This window comes from Streptomyces sp. NPDC104106 (genome assembly GCF_055584345.1).
Genome location: NZ_JBVJMF010000010.1, coordinates 1 through 16,601, shown reverse-complemented (window position 1 = coordinate 16,601; position 16,601 = coordinate 1). Strand labels below are relative to the sequence as shown.

Here is a 16,601-nt window from a genome sequence, read left to right as displayed (position 1 = left end):
CGCGATGTGCCGGTGTTCGAACAACCGGGACACAGCAAGAGAGGCGGAACGGACGCCGGCCCACCGGCCGCGTGGCCGCTCGGCCTCGCGGCTCTAGGGGATCGATGACTGAGTATGGCCGGGGCCAAGGCCCCGAACCGTGGCATCCGCAGGACCCGTTGTACGGGGACGGCGGATGGGAAGGACAGCAGCCGCACGGCGGCCCGCAGTCCTACGGCGGCCAGCCGCAGCACTACCCGCAGCAGCCGCAGCAGCAGCCGAGTTACGACGACTGGGGCCAGGGGCAGCAGTCCGGATACGGCCATGAGCAGTACCCCTACTATGACGAGCACGGCCACCCCCAGCACGCCGGCCACCCCCAGCAGCAGTACCACCAGCAGGGCGGCTGGGACGCGGCCGGCACCCACGGCCAGATCCCGTACCCGGCCGACCCCGGCGACCCCTACGGCCAGCACCCCGTCGCCTACGGCGGGGAGCAGCCCGACTTCTACGGCACCGAGGACGCCTACCCGCCGCCCGAGCCGCCCGGCCGCAGGCGTGCCGAACCGGAGCCGGAGCCGCAGTCCGCGCCCGACGAGGAGGAGCAGCACCCCTTCTTCACCGGGGGCGGCGACGATGACGACGACGAGGAGCACGAACTCGCCGACCGGCCGGGCCGGCGCGGCAAGGGCAAGGGCAAGAAGCCCGTCAAGGCCAAGAAGCGGCGCACCGGCTGCGCCTGCATGGTGGTCGTCCTGGTCTTCGGCGGCGGCCTCGGCGGAGTCGGCTACTTCGGCTACACCTTCTACCAGAACCGTTTCGCCCCGGCCCCGGACTACACGGGCGACGGCACCGGAGAGACGGTCGTCGTCGAGATCCCCAAGGGCGCGGGCGGCTGGGACATCGGCAACCGTCTGAAGGAGGCCGGCGTCGTCAAGAGCGCCGAGGCCTTCGTGCACGCGCAGAACGACATAAAGGGCGGCAACAGCATCCAGGCCGGCGCGTACCTCCTGAAGAAGGAGATGTCCGCCGCCAGTGCCGTGCAAATGATGCTGGACCCCAAGAGCCAGAACAATGTCGTGGTGACTCCCGGCGAGCGCAACGTGGGCGTCTACCAGGCGATCGACAAGAAACTCGAACTCGCCGCCGGCACCACCCAGAAGACCGCCCAGCAGGAATACAAGGCTCTCGGCCTGCCGGCCTGGGCGCAGAACACGCAGTACGCCGCCGACATCAAGGACCCGCTGGAGGGATTCCTCTACCCGGGCACCTATCCGGCCGCCAAGGGCATGAAGCCGGACAGCATCCTGAAGCAGATGGTCGCCCAGGCGAAGTCCAAGTACGACGCCTACGGCCTCACCGAGAAGGCCCAGTCCCTGGGCCTGAACAACGCCTTCGAGCTGGTCACCGTCGCGAGCCTGGTGCAGGCGGAGGGCAAGACGCACGACGACTTCCGCAAGATGGCGGAGGTGGTCTACAACCGTCTCAAGCCCAGCAACACCGAGACGAACCAGCTGCTCCAGTTCGACTCGACGTACAACTACCTCAAGGGCACCAGCAACATCCACATCTCCGAGAAGGAGATCAACGGGAACCACAACCCGTACAACACCTACACCCACAAGGGCCTGCCGCCCGGTCCGATCGGAAACCCCGGCGAGGACGCGATCATGGCGGCGTTGAATCCGACGCACGACGGCTGGATCTACTTCGTGGCGACCGACGGTCAGAACAACACCGAATTCGCCAAGACCTACGCCGAATTCAAGCAGCTCAAGGAAAAGTTCAATGCCACATCGGGCAACTGACGCCCGCCGGGCGGCCGTTCTCGGCAAGCCCATCGCCCACTCGCTCTCCCCGGTGCTGCACCGGGCGGCGTACGACGACCTCGGGCTCACCGACTGGTCGTACGAGCGCTTCGAGGTCGACGAGGCCGGCCTGCCCCGTTTCCTCGACGGACTCGGGCCGCAGTGGGCGGGGCTGTCCCTGACCATGCCGCTCAAGCGTGCCGTCATCCCGCTGCTGGACGAGATCAGCGAGACGGCCGCCTCGGTCGACGCCGTCAACACGGTCGTCTTCACCGAGGACGGCCGCCGCCTCGGCGACAACACCGACATCCCGGGCATGGTGGCCGCCCTGCGCGAGCACGGCATCGAACAGGTCGGCTCCGCCGCCATCCTCGGCGCCGGCGCCACCGCCTCCTCCGCCCTCGCCGCCCTCGCCCGGATCTGCACCGGCGAGATCACCGTCTACGTCCGCAGCGAGGCCCGCGCCGCCGAGATGCGGCAGTGGGGCGCACGGCTCGACGTGGACGTCCGCACGGTCGACTGGGCCGGCGCCGGGCAGGCGCTGCGCGCCCCCCTGGTGGTCGCCACCACGCCCGCCGGGACCACCGACGCCCTGGCCGCCGCTGTGCCCGAGCGCCCCGCCACCCTCTTCGACGTGCTCTACGACCCCTGGCCCACCGAGCTGGCGGCCCGCTGGTCCATGGCAGGCGGCGCCGTGGTCAGCGGTCTCGACCTGCTGGTCCACCAGGCCGTCCTCCAGGTCGAACAGATCACCGGCCGTCGCCCGGCACCCCTGGTGGCCATGCGCCGCGCCGGCGAGAAGGCGCTCGCCGCCCGCTGACCGCACCGCGGGCCGCCGCGAGCCGCCTGGTCGCGTCCGCCTGCTGGACCGGCGGCCGGACAACCGCCCCGGACGTGGGAGGATCGTAAGGTGGCGTACCGGGGTCGCGCACCCGGTGACGCCGTCGCCGTACGCGAGGACGCGCGTACGCAGGGCAGTACCGGGCGCGAGCACTGAGGAGCAGACCGTTGAGCAGGCTGCGTTGGCTGACCGCGGGGGAGTCCCACGGTCCCGCACTTGTCGCGACGCTGGAGGGCCTTCCCGCCGGCGTGCCGATCACCACGGAGATGGTGGCGGACCACCTCGCGCGGCGGCGGCTCGGTTACGGCCGCGGTGCGCGCATGAAGTTCGAGCGGGACGAGGTCACCTTCCTGGGCGGCGTCCGGCACGGCCTGACCCTCGGTTCCCCCGTCGCGATCATGGTGGGCAACACCGAGTGGCCCAAGTGGGAGCAGGTCATGGCGGCCGACCCGGTCGACCCCGAGATCCTCGACGGCCTCGCCCGCAACGCCCCGCTGACCCGGCCCCGGCCCGGCCACGCCGACCTCGCCGGCATGCAGAAGTACGGCTTCGACGAGGCTCGCCCGATCCTGGAGCGCGCCTCCGCCCGCGAGACCGCCGCCCGCGTGGCGCTCGGCGCGGTGGCCCGGTCGTACCTGAAGGAGACGACGGGCATCGAGATCGTCTCGCACGTGGTCGAGCTGGCCGCCGCCAAGGCGCCGCAGGGCCTCTACCCGACGCCGGCCGACGTCGAGAAGCTGGACGCCGACCCGGTGCGCTGCCTGGACGCGGACGCGTCGAAGGCGATGGTCGCCGAGATCGACCAGGCCCACAAGGACGGCGACACTCTCGGCGGTGTGGTCGAGATCCTGGCCTACGACGTCCCGGTGGGCCTCGGCTCGCACGTGCACTGGGACCGCAAGCTGGACGCCCGGCTCGCGGGCGCGCTCATGGGCATCCAGGCGATCAAGGGCGTGGAGATCGGCGACGGCTTCGAGCTGGCGCGGGTGCCGGGGTCCCTGGCGCACGACGAGATCGTGCGCACCGACGAGGGCATCCGGCGGGTCTCCGGCCGGTCCGGCGGCACCGAGGGCGGTCTGAGCACCGGCGAGCTGCTGCGGGTGCGTGCCGCGATGAAGCCGATCGCGACCGTGCCGCGGGCCCTGAAGACGGTCGACGTGACCACCGGCGAGCCGGCCCAGGCGCACCACCAGCGCTCCGACGTCTCCGCGGTGCCGGCCGCCGGCATCGTCGCCGAGGCCATGGTCGCACTGGTCCTGGCCGACGCGGTCGCGGAGAAGTTCGGCGGCGACAGCGTGGCCGAGACCCGCCGCAACGTGCGCTCGTACCTCGACAACCTGCGCATCCGGTGAGCACCGTGCCTGCGATCGTGCTGGTCGGCCCGATGGGCGTGGGCAAGTCCACCGTCGGACAGCTGCTGGCCGGGCACCTCGGCCTGGGCTACCGGGACACCGACGACGACATCGTCGCCGCCGAGGGCCGCGCCATCGCCGAGATCTTCGTCGACGAGGGCGAGCCCGCCTTCCGGGCGATCGAGAAGCGGGCGGTCGCCGCCGCGCTCGCCGAGCACGAGGGCGTCCTCGCCCTCGGCGGCGGCGCGATCCTCGACGCGGACACCCGCGCGCTGCTCGCCGGGCACCGGGTGGTCTACCTCTCGATGAACGTGGACGAGGCCGTCAAGCGGACCGGGCTGAACGCGGCCCGACCGCTGCTCGCGGTCAACCCCCGCAAGCAGTGGCGCGAGCTGATGGAGGCCCGGCGGCACCTGTACGAGGAGGTGGCCTCGGCCGTCGTGGCGACGGACGGGCGTACCCCCGAAGAGGTCACGCAAGCGGCCCTGGAAGCACTGGAGTTGAAGAAGGCATGAGCGAGGCAGTCACCCGGATCCAGGTCGCCGGCACGGCGGGCACCGAGCCCTACGAGGTGCTGGTCGGCCGTCAACTCCTCGGTGAGCTGGGCGCCTTGGTCGGTCCGAAGGCGAAGCGGGTCGCGGTGATCCACCCGGAGGCGCTGGCCGAGACCGGCGACGCGCTCCGCGCCGACCTGGCCGGGCAGGGCTTCGAGGTCATCGCCATCCAGGTGCCGAACGCGGAGGAGGCGAAGACCGCCGAGGTCGCCGCCTACTGCTGGAAGGCGCTCGGCCAGTCGAACTTCACCCGCACCGACGTGATCGTCGGCGTGGGCGGCGGCGCGACCACGGACCTCGCCGGATTCGTGGCCGCGACCTGGCTGCGCGGGGTGCGCTGGATCGCCGTCCCGACCACCGTGCTCGCCATGGTGGACGCTGCGGTCGGCGGCAAGACCGGCATCAACACCGCCGAGGGCAAGAACCTCGTCGGCGCCTTCCACCCGCCGGCCGGCGTGCTGTGCGACCTCGCCGCGCTGGACTCCCTCGGCGTCCACGACTACGTCTCCGGGCTCGCGGAGGTCATCAAGGCCGGCTTCATCGCGGACCCGGTGATCCTGGATCTGATCGAGTCCGACCCCGAGAGCGCCCGGAGCCCGGCGGGCCCGCACACGGCCGAGCTGATCGAGCGCGCGATCCGGGTGAAGGCCGAGGTCGTCTCCTCGGACCTGAAGGAAGCGGGCCTGCGGGAGATCCTCAACTACGGCCACACCCTCGGCCACGCCATCGAGAAGAACGAGCGCTACACGTGGCGGCACGGCGCCGCGGTCGCCGTCGGCATGCACTTCGCCGCCGAACTGGGGCGCCTGGCGGGCCGGTTGGACGACGCGACGGCGGACCGGCACCGTACGATCCTGGAGGCGGTCGGCCTTCCGCTGCACTACCGCTACGACCAGTGGCCGAAGCTCCTGGAGACGATGAAGGTCGACAAGAAGTCCCGCGGCGACCTCCTGCGCTTCATCGTCCTCGACGGCCTGGCCAAGCCGACCGTCATGGAGGGCCCGGACCCGGCCGTCCTGCTCGCCGCGTACGGCGAGGTCGGGAGTTAAGTCCCGACTGTTCCGTCCGTCCGTTTCCCCGCCTCGACTTCCTTGGCGCATTGGGCACTTCGGGCCGCCCCCGGCCGTTTCACCGAACGACGGCCGGGGACGGTACCGTTCGGTGGAGAACGGGGGCGCACCCCCGCTACCAGCACCATTTGCCTGTACGAGACGGAGTGGCAACGGATGCAGCACGCAGTGGGGTCTCCGCTGCCGCCGCCCCACCAGCCGGGGCAGCTGCCGCACGCCGGCTGGGCGTCGGCCGCACACCACCACCCGGGCCCGCACTCGGGAGCCGCCCACGGGCCCGTCCCCGTGCCTCCCGCGCCGGGCTTCCCGGCCCCGGCCGGCCCCGTCCCCCCGGCCCCCGCCCAGCCCCCCGCCCCACAGCCGCCGGTCGCGCAGCCCCCCGGGCCGCAGCCCGCGCCCCCGGCTCCCGACACCACCGGCCACGTGGCCCTGCCGCCCGGCGGTCCGGTCGGCGTGCCCACGGCGCCCCCGGCCCCGGCCGCACTGCCCGATCCGACGACCACCACCCTGGCCGTCCTGCTGATCGGGCCGGCGGGCGCGGGCAAGACCAGCGTCGCGAAGTACTGGGCGGACCACCGCAGGGTGCCCACCGCGCACATCAGCCTGGACGACGTCCGCGAATGGGTCCGCTCCGGCTTCGCCGACCCCCAGTCCGGCTGGAACGACAACTCCGAGGCCCAGTACCGCCTCGCCCGCCGCACCTGCGGTTTCGCCGCCCGCAACTTCCTCGCCAACGGCATCTCCTGCATCCTGGACGACGCCGTCTTCCCGGACCGCCCGGTCGTGGGCCTCGGCGGCTGGAAGCGCCACGTGGGCCCCGGCCTGCTCCCGGTCGTCCTCCTGCCGGGCCTGGACATCGTCCTGGAACGCAACGCCGAACGCTCCGGCAACCGCCGCCTCACCGACGAGGAGGTGGCCCGGATCCACGGCCGCATGGCCGGCTGGTACGGCTCGGGCCTGCCGATCATCGACAACTCCCAGCTGGACGTCCCCGGCACGGCGAGGGTTCTGGACGAAGTCCTGGCACGGGCGATTGCAAGCCCCCCGAGCTGGTAACCAGGGAAGGACAACCCCACTCGGCCCCCACAAATCAGCACAATCGTCCCAGAACTCCTACGCTCGTCTCATGTCAGAGGTGTACGCGAACCGCCGATCCCGGTTGAGAGACCACTTCACCGCGGCCGGCACCGCGGCAGCGCTCGTCACCCGCCCGGCGAACGTGCGCTATCTCGCCGCCGCCGCCCCGCGGGGCTCCGCCCTGCTGCTCGGCAGACGCGAGGACCTCCTCGTCTGCGCCGGCCCGCCCGACGACCGTCCCTACGAGGGCCGGCCCGACGAGAACCTGCGCCTGTACGTGCCGCGCAGCGCCGCCGGGACCGGTGCGGCCGCCCGCGCCGACACGGCGGTCGCGGCGGCGGAGCTGGCCGCGGCGCAGGACGCCGACTCCCTCGCCGTCGAGGAGCATCACCTCACGGTGGCCCGGCACCGGGCCATCGCCGGTGCCGCCCCCGCGCTGCGCCTCACCGACGTCGGCGGGGCCGTCGAGCAGCTCAGGGTCGTCAAGGACGAGGAGGAGATCTCCTGCCTGCGCATCGGCGCCGAGATCGCCGACCAGGCCCTCGGCGAGCTGCTGGAGTCGATCCTCGTCGGCCGCACCGAGCGGCACCTCGCGCTGGAGCTGGAGCGGCGCCTGGTCGACCACGGCGCCGACGGACCGGCCTTCCCCACCTCCGTGGCCACCGGCCCCAACTCCGGCCGGCGCGGTCACCGCCCCACCGACCGGCGGGTGGAGGAGGGCGACTTCCTCTCCGTGTGCCTGGGCGCGACCTACCGCGGCTACCGCTGCGAGATCGGCCGTACCTTCGTGATCGGCACGTCGCCCGCCGACTGGCAGGTCGAGCTGTACGACCTCGTCTTCGCCGCCCAGCGCGCCGGACGCGAGGCCCTGGCGCCCGGCGCCGGCTACCGCGACGTGGACCGCGCGGCGCGCCAGGTCCTGGACTCGGCCGGCTATGCGGAGGCGCTGCCGCCGCTGACCGGACACGGCGTCGGACTCGAAATCGACGAGGACCCGCAGCTGGCCCCCGCGGCCATGGGTAAACTGGACGCTTGCGTGCCGGTCACCGTCGAACCGGGGGTCCACCTCCCGGGCCGGGGCGGTGTCCGGATCGATGACACGCTCGTCGTACGCCCCGAGGCGGACGGCGGACCCGAGCTACTCACCATCACGACCAAGGAGCTGCTCGCGCTGTAGCGCGTGACCCGGGGTCGTACGTCAGTCCAGGAGATTCCGCAACCGTGGCTTCCACGAACGACCTCAAGAACGGCCTGGTGCTCAAGCTGGAAGGCGGCCAGCTCTGGTCCGTCGTCGAGTTCCAGCACGTCAAGCCCGGCAAGGGCCCGGCCTTCGTGCGCACCAAGCTCAAGAACGTGCTGTCCGGCAAGGTCGTCGACAAGACCTTCAACGCCGGCGTCAAGGTCGAGACGGCCACTGTCGACAAGAGCGACATGCAGTTCTCGTACATGGACGGCGACTACTTCGTCTTCATGGACATGGAGACGTACGACCAGCTGCACATCGACCGGAAGACCGTCGGCGACGCCGCGAACTTCCTGATCGAGGGCTTCGAGGCCACCGTCGCCCGTCACGAGGGCGAGGTGCTCTTCGTCGAGCTGCCGGCCGCCGTCGAGCTGACCGTCGCCGAGACCGAGCCGGGCGTCCAGGGCGACCGCTCCACCGGCGGCACCAAGCCCGCCACCCTGGAGACCGGCCACCAGATCCAGGTCCCGCTCTTCATCACCACCGGTGAGAAGATCAAGGTCGACACCCGCACGAGCGACTACCTCGGCCGGGTGAACAGCTAACCGTGGCTGCCCGCAACACGGCCCGCAAGCGCGCCTTCCAGATCCTCTTCGAGGGCGACCAGCGTGGCGCCGACGTCCTGACGGTCCTCGCCGACTGGGTCCGGCACTCCCGGTCCGACACCCGGCAGCCGCCGGTCAGCGAGTACACGATGCAGCTCGTCGAGGGCTACGCGGTCCACGCCAAGCGCATCGACGAGCTGATCGCCCAGTACGCGGTCGGCTGGACGCTCGACCGCATGCCGGTGGTGGACCGCAACATCCTGCGGCTGGGCGCGTACGAGCTGATCTGGGTCGACGAGACCCCGGACGCCGTCGTCCTGGACGAGATGGTGCAGCTCGCGAAGGAGTTCTCCACGGACGAGTCGCCCTCGTTCGTGAACGGCCTGCTGGGCCGCCTGAAGGAGCTGAAGCCGTCCCTGCGCCGGGACGAGGCGTAGCGCACGGTACGTCGACGCCGGAGGGCCGCAGCACACGCTTGTTGCGCTGCGGCCCTCCGGCGTCGTGCTCGGCGCCGGTCCGCTGCCGGGGGTAGTCCTCCGGGCGGACGTCCGGCGGGGCAGGAGCTGGCTACCATCCACCGGTGGATCAAGCACTGCCGCGTGCTCCGTGGCTGAGACGGCTGCCCTCCGGGGTGTGGACGGCGCTGTGCTGGTGCGCCGCCGCCCTGTTCGCGCTGCTGCTGTTCGCGTCGACGGCCTACCAGATCGCATTGCACGGGCAGCGCGGCGCCCTTGTCCAGGGTCTCTGGCTCCGCGGGGCCATGGCCGTCCTGCTGGCGCTCCCCGTCGGCTGGGCCCGGCGTCGGCCGGTGGCCGTGTCCGCCTGCGTCGCCGCCGAGTCGGTCCTGACGTTCGCGCTCGGCGAGCACACCTGGCCGCTGTTCCTGGCCATGGCCTGCCTGGCCGGCTGCCTCGCGGCAGGCCGGACCCACCGGACCTCCGTGCCGGCGGTCGGCGTCACCGTCGCCCTGGGGGTCGCCCAGTGGGCGGCGGGCGACCACCGGGGCGACACGCTGGGCGACGCCGCCGGCACCGTTCTGGGCATGGTGGCGACCGTCGCCGTCCCGTGGATGGTGTCGGTGACTCGGTGCGCCGGCAGCGCCTGTACGGCCAGGCCCTGCGCGACCATGCCGCCGCCCGGGCGGTGACGGAGGAACGCCTGCGCATCGCGCGGGAGCTGCACGACATGGTCGCCCACGGCATCGGCGTGATCGCCATCCAGTCCGGGGCGGCCGGTCTCGTGCTCGGCACCCAGCCCGAACGGGTGCGGCAGTCGCTCGCCGCCATCGAGAGCACCAGCCGGGAGGCCCTGGCCGGGCTGCGGCGGATGCTCGTCTCGCTCCGTCAGACCGGTGCCGAAGCCCCGGCGGAGGGCCTGGAGGGCGTCGGTCGGCTGGTCGAGAGGGCCGCCGAGGCAGGACTCGCGGTCGAGGTCGAGTGGCGGGGACGGCGGCGACCGCTGCCCGCCCGAGATCGACCTGGCCGCCTTCCGGATCAGCCAGGAGTCGGCCGGCCATACCGATGCGCCGGGGGGTCGATCAGACGCGCGTAGCGCCAGGCAGGGTGCCGGGACGTCAGCTGATCGATGACGAAGGTCAGATCCCTGACCCTGCTCTCGCCCACCGCCTCGGGGGTGATGTCCCGGCGGTCGCAGATGGCGCAGGCGAGCGTGCGGCCGTCGGGGAAGGTGACGCCGAGCGCCTCATAGGTGTGGTCGACCAGCGCGACCACGTAGCCGCGGCCGGCCAGGTCCTCGGCGAGACCGGTCAGGCTGGAGCGCTGGAGGTCGAGGCCGGGGGAGAGCACCACCAGGGGATGTCTGCCGGAGACCGGGCGGGCGTCCGTACGCGCCCAGGTACGGGTCGAGCTGAGCACCTGCGGCGGGATGGAACGGCCAGGAGCCTTGGCCGCCAGCAACCGGGCCTCCGCCACGGTCATGTAGGGGGCCGGGCTTCCCGTGCCGGTGCCTACATCGACACCATCAGCTGGCGGGCGCCCGCCGACGGCACCCACGGGTCCGTGCGGTGCTTGTCGACCAGGTGCAACACCGTGCGGCCGACCGCGTACGGGCCGGTGGGACGCGGGAGCGCGAGCCGGACGGCGGGGGTGGTGTGGGCGGCGGGTTCCGCGGCGGCGAAGGCTGTCGGGGTGAGGGGCAGCGGCAGCAGGAGCGTGAGCGCGGCGGTCGCGGCCGTGCGTCGGACTCTGTTCATGCGAGGACGCTAGTGCCCGGGCAGGCAACGTTCGCCCCGTCGCGACGCCCGGCACGCTCCCCCGCTGCGCGGGAGGTGCCCCCACTCGCGGCACCGGCCGAAAGCCCAAGCACGCCCAGTACGAGGACTTCCGGCCGGCACGCCGACAGCACGCACCGGACGCCGCTCCTTGACGGGCAAACGTTGCCTGCCGGGGCACTAGGGCGCGCGCACGGTGCCTGACGTCAGCTCCGGAGCGGACCCCCGCCTCCCCTCACGGGCGGACGGACCGGGCGGGCCGGGAGCACCAAAGCCGCGCCGTGGAGAGGCCGTCGGGGTGGCCGGAACCATGCGGTTCCGGCCACCCCGACGGCACGTTTCTGCGCAGGTGTGAAGCGGCTCAGCCCTCTTCGTGGGTGGCCACGGCGCGACGGGCGTCCGCGTCCAGCACGCCCCAGCTGATCAGCTGCTCGGTCAGGACCGAGGGCGACTGGTCGTAGATGACGGCGAGTGTGCGCAGGTCGTCCTGGCGGATGGAGAGCACCTTGCCGTTGTAGTCACCACGCTGGGACTGGATCGTCGCCGCGTAGCGCTGGAGCGGGCCCGCCTTCTCGGCCGGCACGGTGGCCAGCCGCTCCAGGTCCAGGACCAGCTTCGGCGGGGGCTCGGCGGCGCCGCCCGGCGTCGTGCCCGGCAGGAGCTCCTGCACCGGAACACCATAGAAATCGGCCAGCTCGGCGAGCCGCTGCACGGTCACCGCACGGTCGCCACGCTCGTAGGACCCGACCACCACGGCCTTCCAGCGACCCTGGGACTTCTCCTCGACACCGTGGAGGGAAAGGCCCTGCTGGGTGCGGATGGCCCGGAGCTTGGCCCCGAGCTGTTTGGCGTATTCGCTGGACATATAGCTCCCCGGACACTGTGTCGACGCGGTCGGCTGGGTTGCCCACCGCGCGGCTGGTAACTCACTGTGAGGTTACGCAGCGTGACTCTTCTGCGTCAAGCCGAATGGTCCACACCGACTCTTCCGTGGTAGTGGCGGTCGATTGGGCCGAGCGGGTGAAGGAGGGGGTGGGTGAGGCTCTCCCGATGACCTGCTACGGTGGATGGCGCAAATCCGACGTCCTTTAAGGTCCGTCCCGTGAGGCGGAGAAGGAGGTCCGTTTCGTATGGACAAGCATGACTCGCCCGCCATCGCGCAGGCATCCGATGCGCGGCCCGTTCTCGAAGGCCCCGACATCGCGCGGGTGCTGACCCGCATCGCCCACGAGATCGTCGAGCGCGCCAAGGGCGCCGACGACGTGGTCCTCCTCGGCATTCCCACCCGTGGCGTCTTCCTCGCCCAGCGGCTCGCCGTCAAGCTCCGGCAGATCACCGAGCGCGCCGTCCCCGTCGGCTCGCTCGACATCACCATGTACCGCGACGACCTGCGCATGCACCCGCCGCGCGCGCTGGCCCGCACCGAGATCCCCGGCGACGGCGTCGACGGCAAGCTGGTGGTCCTCGTCGACGACGTGCTCTTCTCCGGCCGCACCATCCGCGCCGCCCTCGACGCCCTGAACGACATCGGGCGCCCGCGCGCGGTGCAGCTCGCGGTCCTGGTCGACCGGGGCCACCGTGAGCTGCCGATCCGCGCCGACTACGTCGGCAAGAACCTCCCCACGTCGTTGCGGGAGACGGTCAAGGTCCAGCTCGCCGAGGAGGACGGTCGCGACACCGTGCTGCTCGGTGTGAAGCCGACCGGCCAGTAGCACGTCAGGCGCGAGGGTCCGCTTCGGCGTACCCGCGCACGCGCCCGTCTGCCCCGATTCTCCCGATTTAACTGCCTTACGGAGCCTGACAGATGCAGCGTCATCTCATCTCGGCCGCCGACCTCACCCGCGACGACGCCGTCCTGATCCTCGACACCGCCGAGGAGATGGCCCGGGTCGCCGACCGGCCGATCAAGAAACTGCCGACCCTGCGCGGCCGTACCGTCGTCAACCTGTTCTTCGAGGACTCCACGCGCACGCGCATCTCCTTCGAAGCCGCCGAGAAGCGCCTGTCCGCCGACGTGATCAACTTCTCCGCCAAGGGCTCCAGCGTCTCCAAGGGCGAGTCCCTGAAGGACACCGCCCAGACCCTGGAGGCCATGGGCGTCGACGCCGTCGTCATCCGGCACAGCGCCTCCGGAGCCCCCTACCGTCTCGCCAACTCCGGCTGGATCGACGCGGCCGTCATCAACGCCGGCGACGGCACCCACCAGCACCCCACCCAGGCCCTGCTGGACGCCTTCACCATGCGCCGCCGGCTGATCGGCCGCGACGCCGGCCTCGGCAAGGACCTGTCCGGCAAGCGCATCACCGTCGTCGGCGACGTCCTGCACAGCCGGGTCGCCCGCTCCAACGTCGACCTGCTGCACACCCTCGGCGCCGAGGTCACCCTGGTCGCCCCGCCCACCCTGGTGCCGGTCGGCGTCGAGACGTGGCCCTGCGCCGTGTCGTACGACCTCGACAGCGCCCTGCCGAAGGCCGACGCGGTGATGATGCTCCGCGTCCAGCGCGAGCGCATGAACGCCGCCTTCTTCCCGACCGAGCGCGAGTACTCGCGGCGCTACGGCCTCGACGGCGACCGCATGGCGAAGATGCCCGGGCACGCCATCGTGATGCACCCCGGCCCGATGGTCCGCGGCATGGAGATCACCGCCGAGGTCGCCGACTCCGACCGCTGCACGGTCGTCGAGCAGGTCGCCAACGGCGTCTCCATCCGGATGGCCGTCCTGTACCTGCTGCTCGGCGGCGCCGTGTTCGATTCGAAGAACGTGCCCGCCGTCACCCACGCCCGCACCGACGAGGAGAAGTGAGACCCATGAGCAAGATCCTGATCCGTGGTGCGAAGGTGCTCGGCGGCGAGCCGCAGGACGTGCTGATCGACGGCGAGACCATCGCCGAGGTGGGGACCGGTCTGAGCGCCGAGGGAGCCGAGGTCGTCGAGGCCGCCGGCAAGGTGCTGCTGCCGGGCCTGGTCGACCTGCACACCCACCTGCGCGAGCCCGGCCGGGAGGACTCCGAGACCGTGCTGACCGGGACGCGCGCGGCGGCGTCCGGCGGCTACACGGCCGTCTTCGCCATGGCCAACACCTTTCCGGTCGCCGACACCGCCGGCGTGGTCGAGCAGGTCTACCGGCTCGGCCGGGAGCACGGCTACTGCGACGTCCAGCCCATCGGCGCCGTCACCGTCGGCCTGGAGGGCAGGAAGCTCGCCGAACTGGGCGCCATGCACGAGTCGGCCGCCGGGGTCACCGTCTTCTCCGACGACGGCAAGTGCGTGGACGACGCCGTGATCATGCGGCGCGCCCTGGAGTACGTGAAGGCCTTCGGCGGTGTCGTCGCCCAGCACGCGCAGGAGCCGCGGCTGACCGAGGGCGCCCAGATGAACGAGGGCGTCGTCTCCGCCGAGCTGGGCCTCGGCGGCTGGCCGGCCGTCGCCGAGGAGTCGGTCATCGCGCGGGACGTGCTGCTCGCCGAGCACGTCGGCTCCCGCGTGCACATCTGCCACCTGTCGACCGCAGGCAGCGTCGAGATCGTCCGCTGGGCCAAGTCCCGGGGCATCCAGGTGACCGCCGAGGTCACCCCGCACCACCTGCTCCTCACCGACGAACTGGTGCGCACCTACAACCCCGTCTACAAGGTCAACCCGCCGCTGCGCACCGAGCGCGACGTCATGGCCCTGCGCGAGGCCCTGGCCGACGGCACCATCGACATCGTCGCCACCGACCACGCCCCGCACCCGCACGAGGACAAGGACTGCGAGTGGGCCGCCGCCGCCATGGGCATGGTCGGCCTGGAGACCGCGTTGTCAGTGGTCCAGGAGACCATGGTCGACACGGGCCTGCTGGACTGGGCCGGCGTCGCCGACCGGATGTCCGTCAAGCCCGCGCAGATCGGACAGGCCACCGGGCACGGCCGTCCCGTCTCGGCTGGTGAGCCCGCCAACCTCACCCTCGTCGACACGGAATACCGTGGCCAGGTGGACCCCGCGGGCTTCGCCTCGCGCAGCCGCAACACCCCCTACGAGGGGCGTGAGCTGCCGGGCCGTGTGACGCACACGTGGCTGCGGGGCAAGGCCACGCTCGTCGACGGGAAGCTCACGTGACACCTGTAATCCTGCTGGCCGAGGCCAAGAGGTCGGCCGACGTCACCGACTGGCCGGCCCGCATCGGCTGGCTCGTCGGACTCCTGCTGTTCGTCGCGCTCGTCTACTGGCTGATGCGCGAGGGCTGGAAGTGGCGCGGCACGCTCCAGAGCGACCTTCCGGAGCCGCCCGGCGCGCCGGAGGAGACCGGCCCGGTGAAACTGAGGCTGAGCGGCCGTTACCACGGCTCCACCACCGCCGGGCAGTGGCTGGACCGCATCGTGGCCCACGGCCTGGGCACCCGCAGCCGGGCCGAGCTGACCCTGACCGAGGCGGGGCTGGAGGTCGAGCGTCCCGGGGCGTCCGACTTCTTCGTCCCCGTCGCCGCACTGCGCGGGGCCCGGCTGGACAAGGCCATCGCCGGCAAGGTCCTCCCCGAGGGCGGCCTGCTGGTGGTGACCTGGGCACTCGGCGACAAGCTGATCGACTCGGGCTTCCGCTCGGACCAGGTGGCCGAGCACACCGAGTGGGTCGACACCCTGAACCACATGACCAACGACACGGAAGGCGCGCGATGACGACCTCCACCAGGGGAGCCGCCAGGGTTCCCGCCGTACTCGTCCTGGAGGACGGCCGCATCTTCCGCGGCCGCGCCTACGGGGCCGTGGGGGAGACCTTCGGCGAGGCCGTGTTCTCCACCGGTATGACCGGCTACCAGGAGACCCTGACCGACCCGTCGTACGACCGCCAGATCGTCGTGGCGACCGCGCCGCAGATCGGCAACACGGGCTGGAACGACGAGGACGACGAGTCGGGCCGGATCTGGGTCTCCGGCTATGTCGTGCGCGACCCCGCGCGCGTGCCGTCCAGCTGGCGCGCCAAGCGCTCCCTGGACGAGGAGCTGCAGCGGCAGGACGTGGTCGGCATCTGCGGGATCGACACCCGGGCGCTGACCCGTCACCTGCGCGAGCGCGGCTCGATGCGCGCCGGCGTCTTCTCCGGCGAGGCGATCGCGGCCGAGTCTGACCTCCTCGCGCGCGTGCGGGCGCAGCCGCACATGAAGGGCGCGAGCCTGTACGAGGAGGTCGCGACCAAGGAGGCCTACGTCGTCCCCGCGGCCGGGAGGAAGAGGTTCACCGTCGCCGCGATCGACCTCGGCATCAAGGGCATGACCCCGCACCGCATGGCCGAGCGCGGCATCGAGGTGCACGTCCTGCCCGCGACGGCGACCGTCGAGGACGTCTACGCGGTCGACCCGGACGGCGTGTTCTTCTCCAACGGCCCCGGCGACCCGGCCACCGCCGACGGCCCCGTCGCCCTCATGACGGCCGTCCTGGAGCGCAAGACGCCGTTGTTCGGCATCTGCTTCGGCAACCAGATCCTCGGCCGCGCCCTCGGCTTCGGCACCTACAAGCTGAAGTACGGCCACCGGGGCATCAACCAGCCGGTCCAGGACCGCACGACCGGCAAGGTCGAGGTCACCGCGCACAACCACGGCTTCGCCGTGGACGCGCCGCTCGACAAGGTCAGCGAGACCACGTTCGGCCGGGTCGAGGTCTCGCACGTCTGCCTGAACGACAACGTCGTGGAGGGGCTGCAGCTGCTCGACCAGCCGGCCTTCTCCGTCCAGTACCACCCCGAAGCGGCCGCCGGCCCGCACGACGCCGCCTACCTGTTCGACCGCTTCGTTTCCCTGATGGAGGGCCAGCGTGCCTAAGCGCACCGATATCCAGTCCGTCCTGGTCATCGGCTCCGGCCCGATCGTCATCGGCCAGGCCGCCGAGTTCGACTACTCCGGCACCCAGGCGTGCCGGGTCCTCAAGGCCGA

General features: G+C 71.9%; 20 protein-coding genes. 17 read left to right on the top strand and 3 right to left on the bottom strand.

The window, feature by feature from the left end:
• Positions 1 to 104 precede the first annotated feature (104 nt).
• From mltG to ACZ60X_RS23385, 11 genes are all read left to right on the top strand, one after another.
• A complete protein-coding gene (gene mltG, locus ACZ60X_RS23435; RefSeq protein WP_469601663.1) occupies positions 105 to 1,787 on the top strand; it encodes an endolytic transglycosylase MltG in 1,683 nt (560 codons plus the stop codon).
• On the top strand, positions 1,768 to 2,607 hold the full coding sequence (locus tag ACZ60X_RS23430) for a shikimate dehydrogenase (protein WP_469601661.1): 840 nt from the start codon (positions 1,768 to 1,770) through the stop codon (positions 2,605 to 2,607). Before mltG ends, ACZ60X_RS23430 begins: the two co-directional genes overlap by 20 nt.
• A 188-nt stretch (positions 2,608 to 2,795) precedes the next feature.
• Positions 2,796 to 3,980, top strand: a complete 1,185-nt coding sequence (gene aroC, locus ACZ60X_RS23425; protein ID WP_469601658.1) for a chorismate synthase — start codon at positions 2,796 to 2,798, stop codon at positions 3,978 to 3,980.
• 32 nt (positions 3,981 to 4,012) lie between these two features.
• Positions 4,013 to 4,495 (top strand): shikimate kinase, encoded by a 483-nt coding sequence (locus ACZ60X_RS23420; protein ID WP_469602382.1) that lies wholly within the window; start codon positions 4,013 to 4,015, stop codon positions 4,493 to 4,495.
• Positions 4,492 to 5,583, top strand: coding sequence for a 3-dehydroquinate synthase (aroB, locus tag ACZ60X_RS23415; RefSeq protein WP_469601655.1), 1,092 nt, complete (start codon positions 4,492 to 4,494; stop codon positions 5,581 to 5,583). Before ACZ60X_RS23420 ends, aroB begins: the two co-directional genes overlap by 4 nt.
• A gap of 177 nt (positions 5,584 to 5,760) precedes the next feature.
• On the top strand, positions 5,761 to 6,660 hold the full coding sequence (locus tag ACZ60X_RS23410) for a Pro-rich N-terminal domain-containing protein (RefSeq protein WP_469601653.1): 900 nt from the start codon (positions 5,761 to 5,763) through the stop codon (positions 6,658 to 6,660).
• A 70-nt stretch (positions 6,661 to 6,730) separates the two neighbouring features.
• Positions 6,731 to 7,858: an aminopeptidase P family protein gene (locus ACZ60X_RS23405; RefSeq protein WP_469601651.1), complete on the top strand. Its 1,128-nt coding sequence runs from the start codon at positions 6,731 to 6,733 to the stop codon at positions 7,856 to 7,858.
• 44 nt (positions 7,859 to 7,902) lie between these two features.
• Positions 7,903 to 8,469, top strand: a complete 567-nt coding sequence (efp, locus tag ACZ60X_RS23400) for an elongation factor P (RefSeq protein WP_469601649.1) — start codon at positions 7,903 to 7,905, stop codon at positions 8,467 to 8,469.
• A gap of 2 nt (positions 8,470 to 8,471) precedes the next feature.
• Positions 8,472 to 8,906 carry a transcription antitermination factor NusB gene (gene nusB, locus ACZ60X_RS23395; protein ID WP_469601647.1) on the top strand — a complete coding sequence of 145 codons (435 nt, stop codon included), beginning with the start codon at positions 8,472 to 8,474 and terminating at the stop codon, positions 8,904 to 8,906.
• A 143-nt stretch (positions 8,907 to 9,049) separates the two neighbouring features.
• Positions 9,050 to 9,616 carry a hypothetical protein gene (locus ACZ60X_RS23390; protein WP_469601644.1) on the top strand — a complete coding sequence of 189 codons (567 nt, stop codon included), beginning with the start codon at positions 9,050 to 9,052 and terminating at the stop codon, positions 9,614 to 9,616.
• Complete coding sequence (locus ACZ60X_RS23385; protein WP_469601641.1) at positions 9,556 to 10,020, top strand: sensor histidine kinase; 465 nt, start codon at positions 9,556 to 9,558, stop codon at positions 10,018 to 10,020. Before ACZ60X_RS23390 ends, ACZ60X_RS23385 begins: the two co-directional genes overlap by 61 nt.
• Here the strand turns inward: ACZ60X_RS23385 and ACZ60X_RS23380 are convergent.
• From ACZ60X_RS23380 to bldD, 3 genes are all read right to left on the bottom strand, one after another.
• Entirely contained in the window at positions 9,963 to 10,406 is a 444-nt protein-coding gene (locus ACZ60X_RS23380) for an alpha/beta hydrolase (protein ID WP_469601638.1), read from the bottom strand. The genes ACZ60X_RS23385 and ACZ60X_RS23380 overlap by 58 nt on opposite strands.
• A gap of 29 nt (positions 10,407 to 10,435) precedes the next feature.
• Positions 10,436 to 10,681, bottom strand: a complete 246-nt coding sequence (locus ACZ60X_RS23375; protein ID WP_469601635.1) for a hypothetical protein — start codon at positions 10,679 to 10,681, stop codon at positions 10,436 to 10,438.
• 379 nt (positions 10,682 to 11,060) lie between these two features.
• Positions 11,061 to 11,564 carry a transcriptional regulator BldD gene (gene bldD / locus ACZ60X_RS23370; RefSeq protein ID WP_010046440.1) on the bottom strand — a complete coding sequence of 168 codons (504 nt, stop codon included), beginning with the start codon at positions 11,562 to 11,564 and terminating at the stop codon, positions 11,061 to 11,063.
• A 265-nt stretch (positions 11,565 to 11,829) separates the two neighbouring features.
• On the opposite strand from bldD, the gene pyrR reads away from it, so the two are divergent.
• From pyrR to ACZ60X_RS23340, 6 genes are all read left to right on the top strand, one after another.
• Positions 11,830 to 12,411 carry a bifunctional pyr operon transcriptional regulator/uracil phosphoribosyltransferase PyrR gene (pyrR, locus tag ACZ60X_RS23365; protein ID WP_469601632.1) on the top strand — a complete coding sequence of 194 codons (582 nt, stop codon included), beginning with the start codon at positions 11,830 to 11,832 and terminating at the stop codon, positions 12,409 to 12,411.
• A 92-nt stretch (positions 12,412 to 12,503) separates the two neighbouring features.
• Entirely contained in the window at positions 12,504 to 13,502 is a 999-nt protein-coding gene (locus ACZ60X_RS23360) for an aspartate carbamoyltransferase catalytic subunit (RefSeq protein WP_469601629.1), read from the top strand.
• Positions 13,503 to 13,507: 5 nt separating this feature from the next.
• Complete coding sequence (locus ACZ60X_RS23355) at positions 13,508 to 14,794, top strand: dihydroorotase (protein ID WP_469601627.1); 1,287 nt, start codon at positions 13,508 to 13,510, stop codon at positions 14,792 to 14,794.
• Positions 14,791 to 15,351 carry a PH-like domain-containing protein gene (locus ACZ60X_RS23350; RefSeq protein ID WP_469601624.1) on the top strand — a complete coding sequence of 187 codons (561 nt, stop codon included), beginning with the start codon at positions 14,791 to 14,793 and terminating at the stop codon, positions 15,349 to 15,351. Before ACZ60X_RS23355 ends, ACZ60X_RS23350 begins: the two co-directional genes overlap by 4 nt.
• Positions 15,348 to 16,490 (top strand): glutamine-hydrolyzing carbamoyl-phosphate synthase small subunit, encoded by a 1,143-nt coding sequence (gene carA / locus ACZ60X_RS23345; RefSeq protein ID WP_469601621.1) that lies wholly within the window; start codon positions 15,348 to 15,350, stop codon positions 16,488 to 16,490. Before ACZ60X_RS23350 ends, carA begins: the two co-directional genes overlap by 4 nt.
• Positions 16,483 to 16,601, top strand: a 119-nt coding sequence (locus ACZ60X_RS23340; protein ID WP_469602379.1) for a carbamoyl phosphate synthase preATP-grasp domain-containing protein, incomplete at its 3' end; no start/stop codon positions are given. The genes carA and ACZ60X_RS23340, both read left to right, overlap by 8 nt.

Bases quoted from the DNA above. Each gene is read 5' to 3' on its own strand.
- ACZ60X_RS23405 (WP_469601651.1), top strand. From the start codon at position 6,731: ATGTCAGAGGTGTACGCGAACCGCCGATCCCGGTTGAGAGACCACTTC.
- ACZ60X_RS23355 (WP_469601627.1), top strand. From the start codon at position 13,508: ATGAGCAAGATCCTGATCCGTGGTGCGAAGGTGCTCGGCGGCGAGCCG.
- pyrR (WP_469601632.1), top strand. From the start codon at position 11,830: ATGGACAAGCATGACTCGCCCGCCATCGCGCAGGCATCCGATGCGCGG.
- ACZ60X_RS23410 (WP_469601653.1), top strand. From the start codon at position 5,761: ATGCAGCACGCAGTGGGGTCTCCGCTGCCGCCGCCCCACCAGCCGGGG.
- ACZ60X_RS23375 (WP_469601635.1), bottom strand. From the start codon at position 10,681: ATGAACAGAGTCCGACGCACGGCCGCGACCGCCGCGCTCACGCTCCTG.
- ACZ60X_RS23380 (WP_469601638.1), bottom strand. From the start codon at position 10,406: ATGACCGTGGCGGAGGCCCGGTTGCTGGCGGCCAAGGCTCCTGGCCGT.
- carA (WP_469601621.1), top strand. From the start codon at position 15,348: ATGACGACCTCCACCAGGGGAGCCGCCAGGGTTCCCGCCGTACTCGTC.
- mltG (WP_469601663.1), top strand. From the start codon at position 105: ATGACTGAGTATGGCCGGGGCCAAGGCCCCGAACCGTGGCATCCGCAG.
- ACZ60X_RS23360 (WP_469601629.1), top strand. From the start codon at position 12,504: ATGCAGCGTCATCTCATCTCGGCCGCCGACCTCACCCGCGACGACGCC.
- bldD (WP_010046440.1), bottom strand. From the start codon at position 11,564: ATGTCCAGCGAATACGCCAAACAGCTCGGGGCCAAGCTCCGGGCCATC.
- aroB (WP_469601655.1), top strand. From the start codon at position 4,492: ATGAGCGAGGCAGTCACCCGGATCCAGGTCGCCGGCACGGCGGGCACC.
- ACZ60X_RS23420 (WP_469602382.1), top strand. From the start codon at position 4,013: ATGGGCGTGGGCAAGTCCACCGTCGGACAGCTGCTGGCCGGGCACCTC.
- ACZ60X_RS23430 (WP_469601661.1), top strand. From the start codon at position 1,768: ATGCCACATCGGGCAACTGACGCCCGCCGGGCGGCCGTTCTCGGCAAG.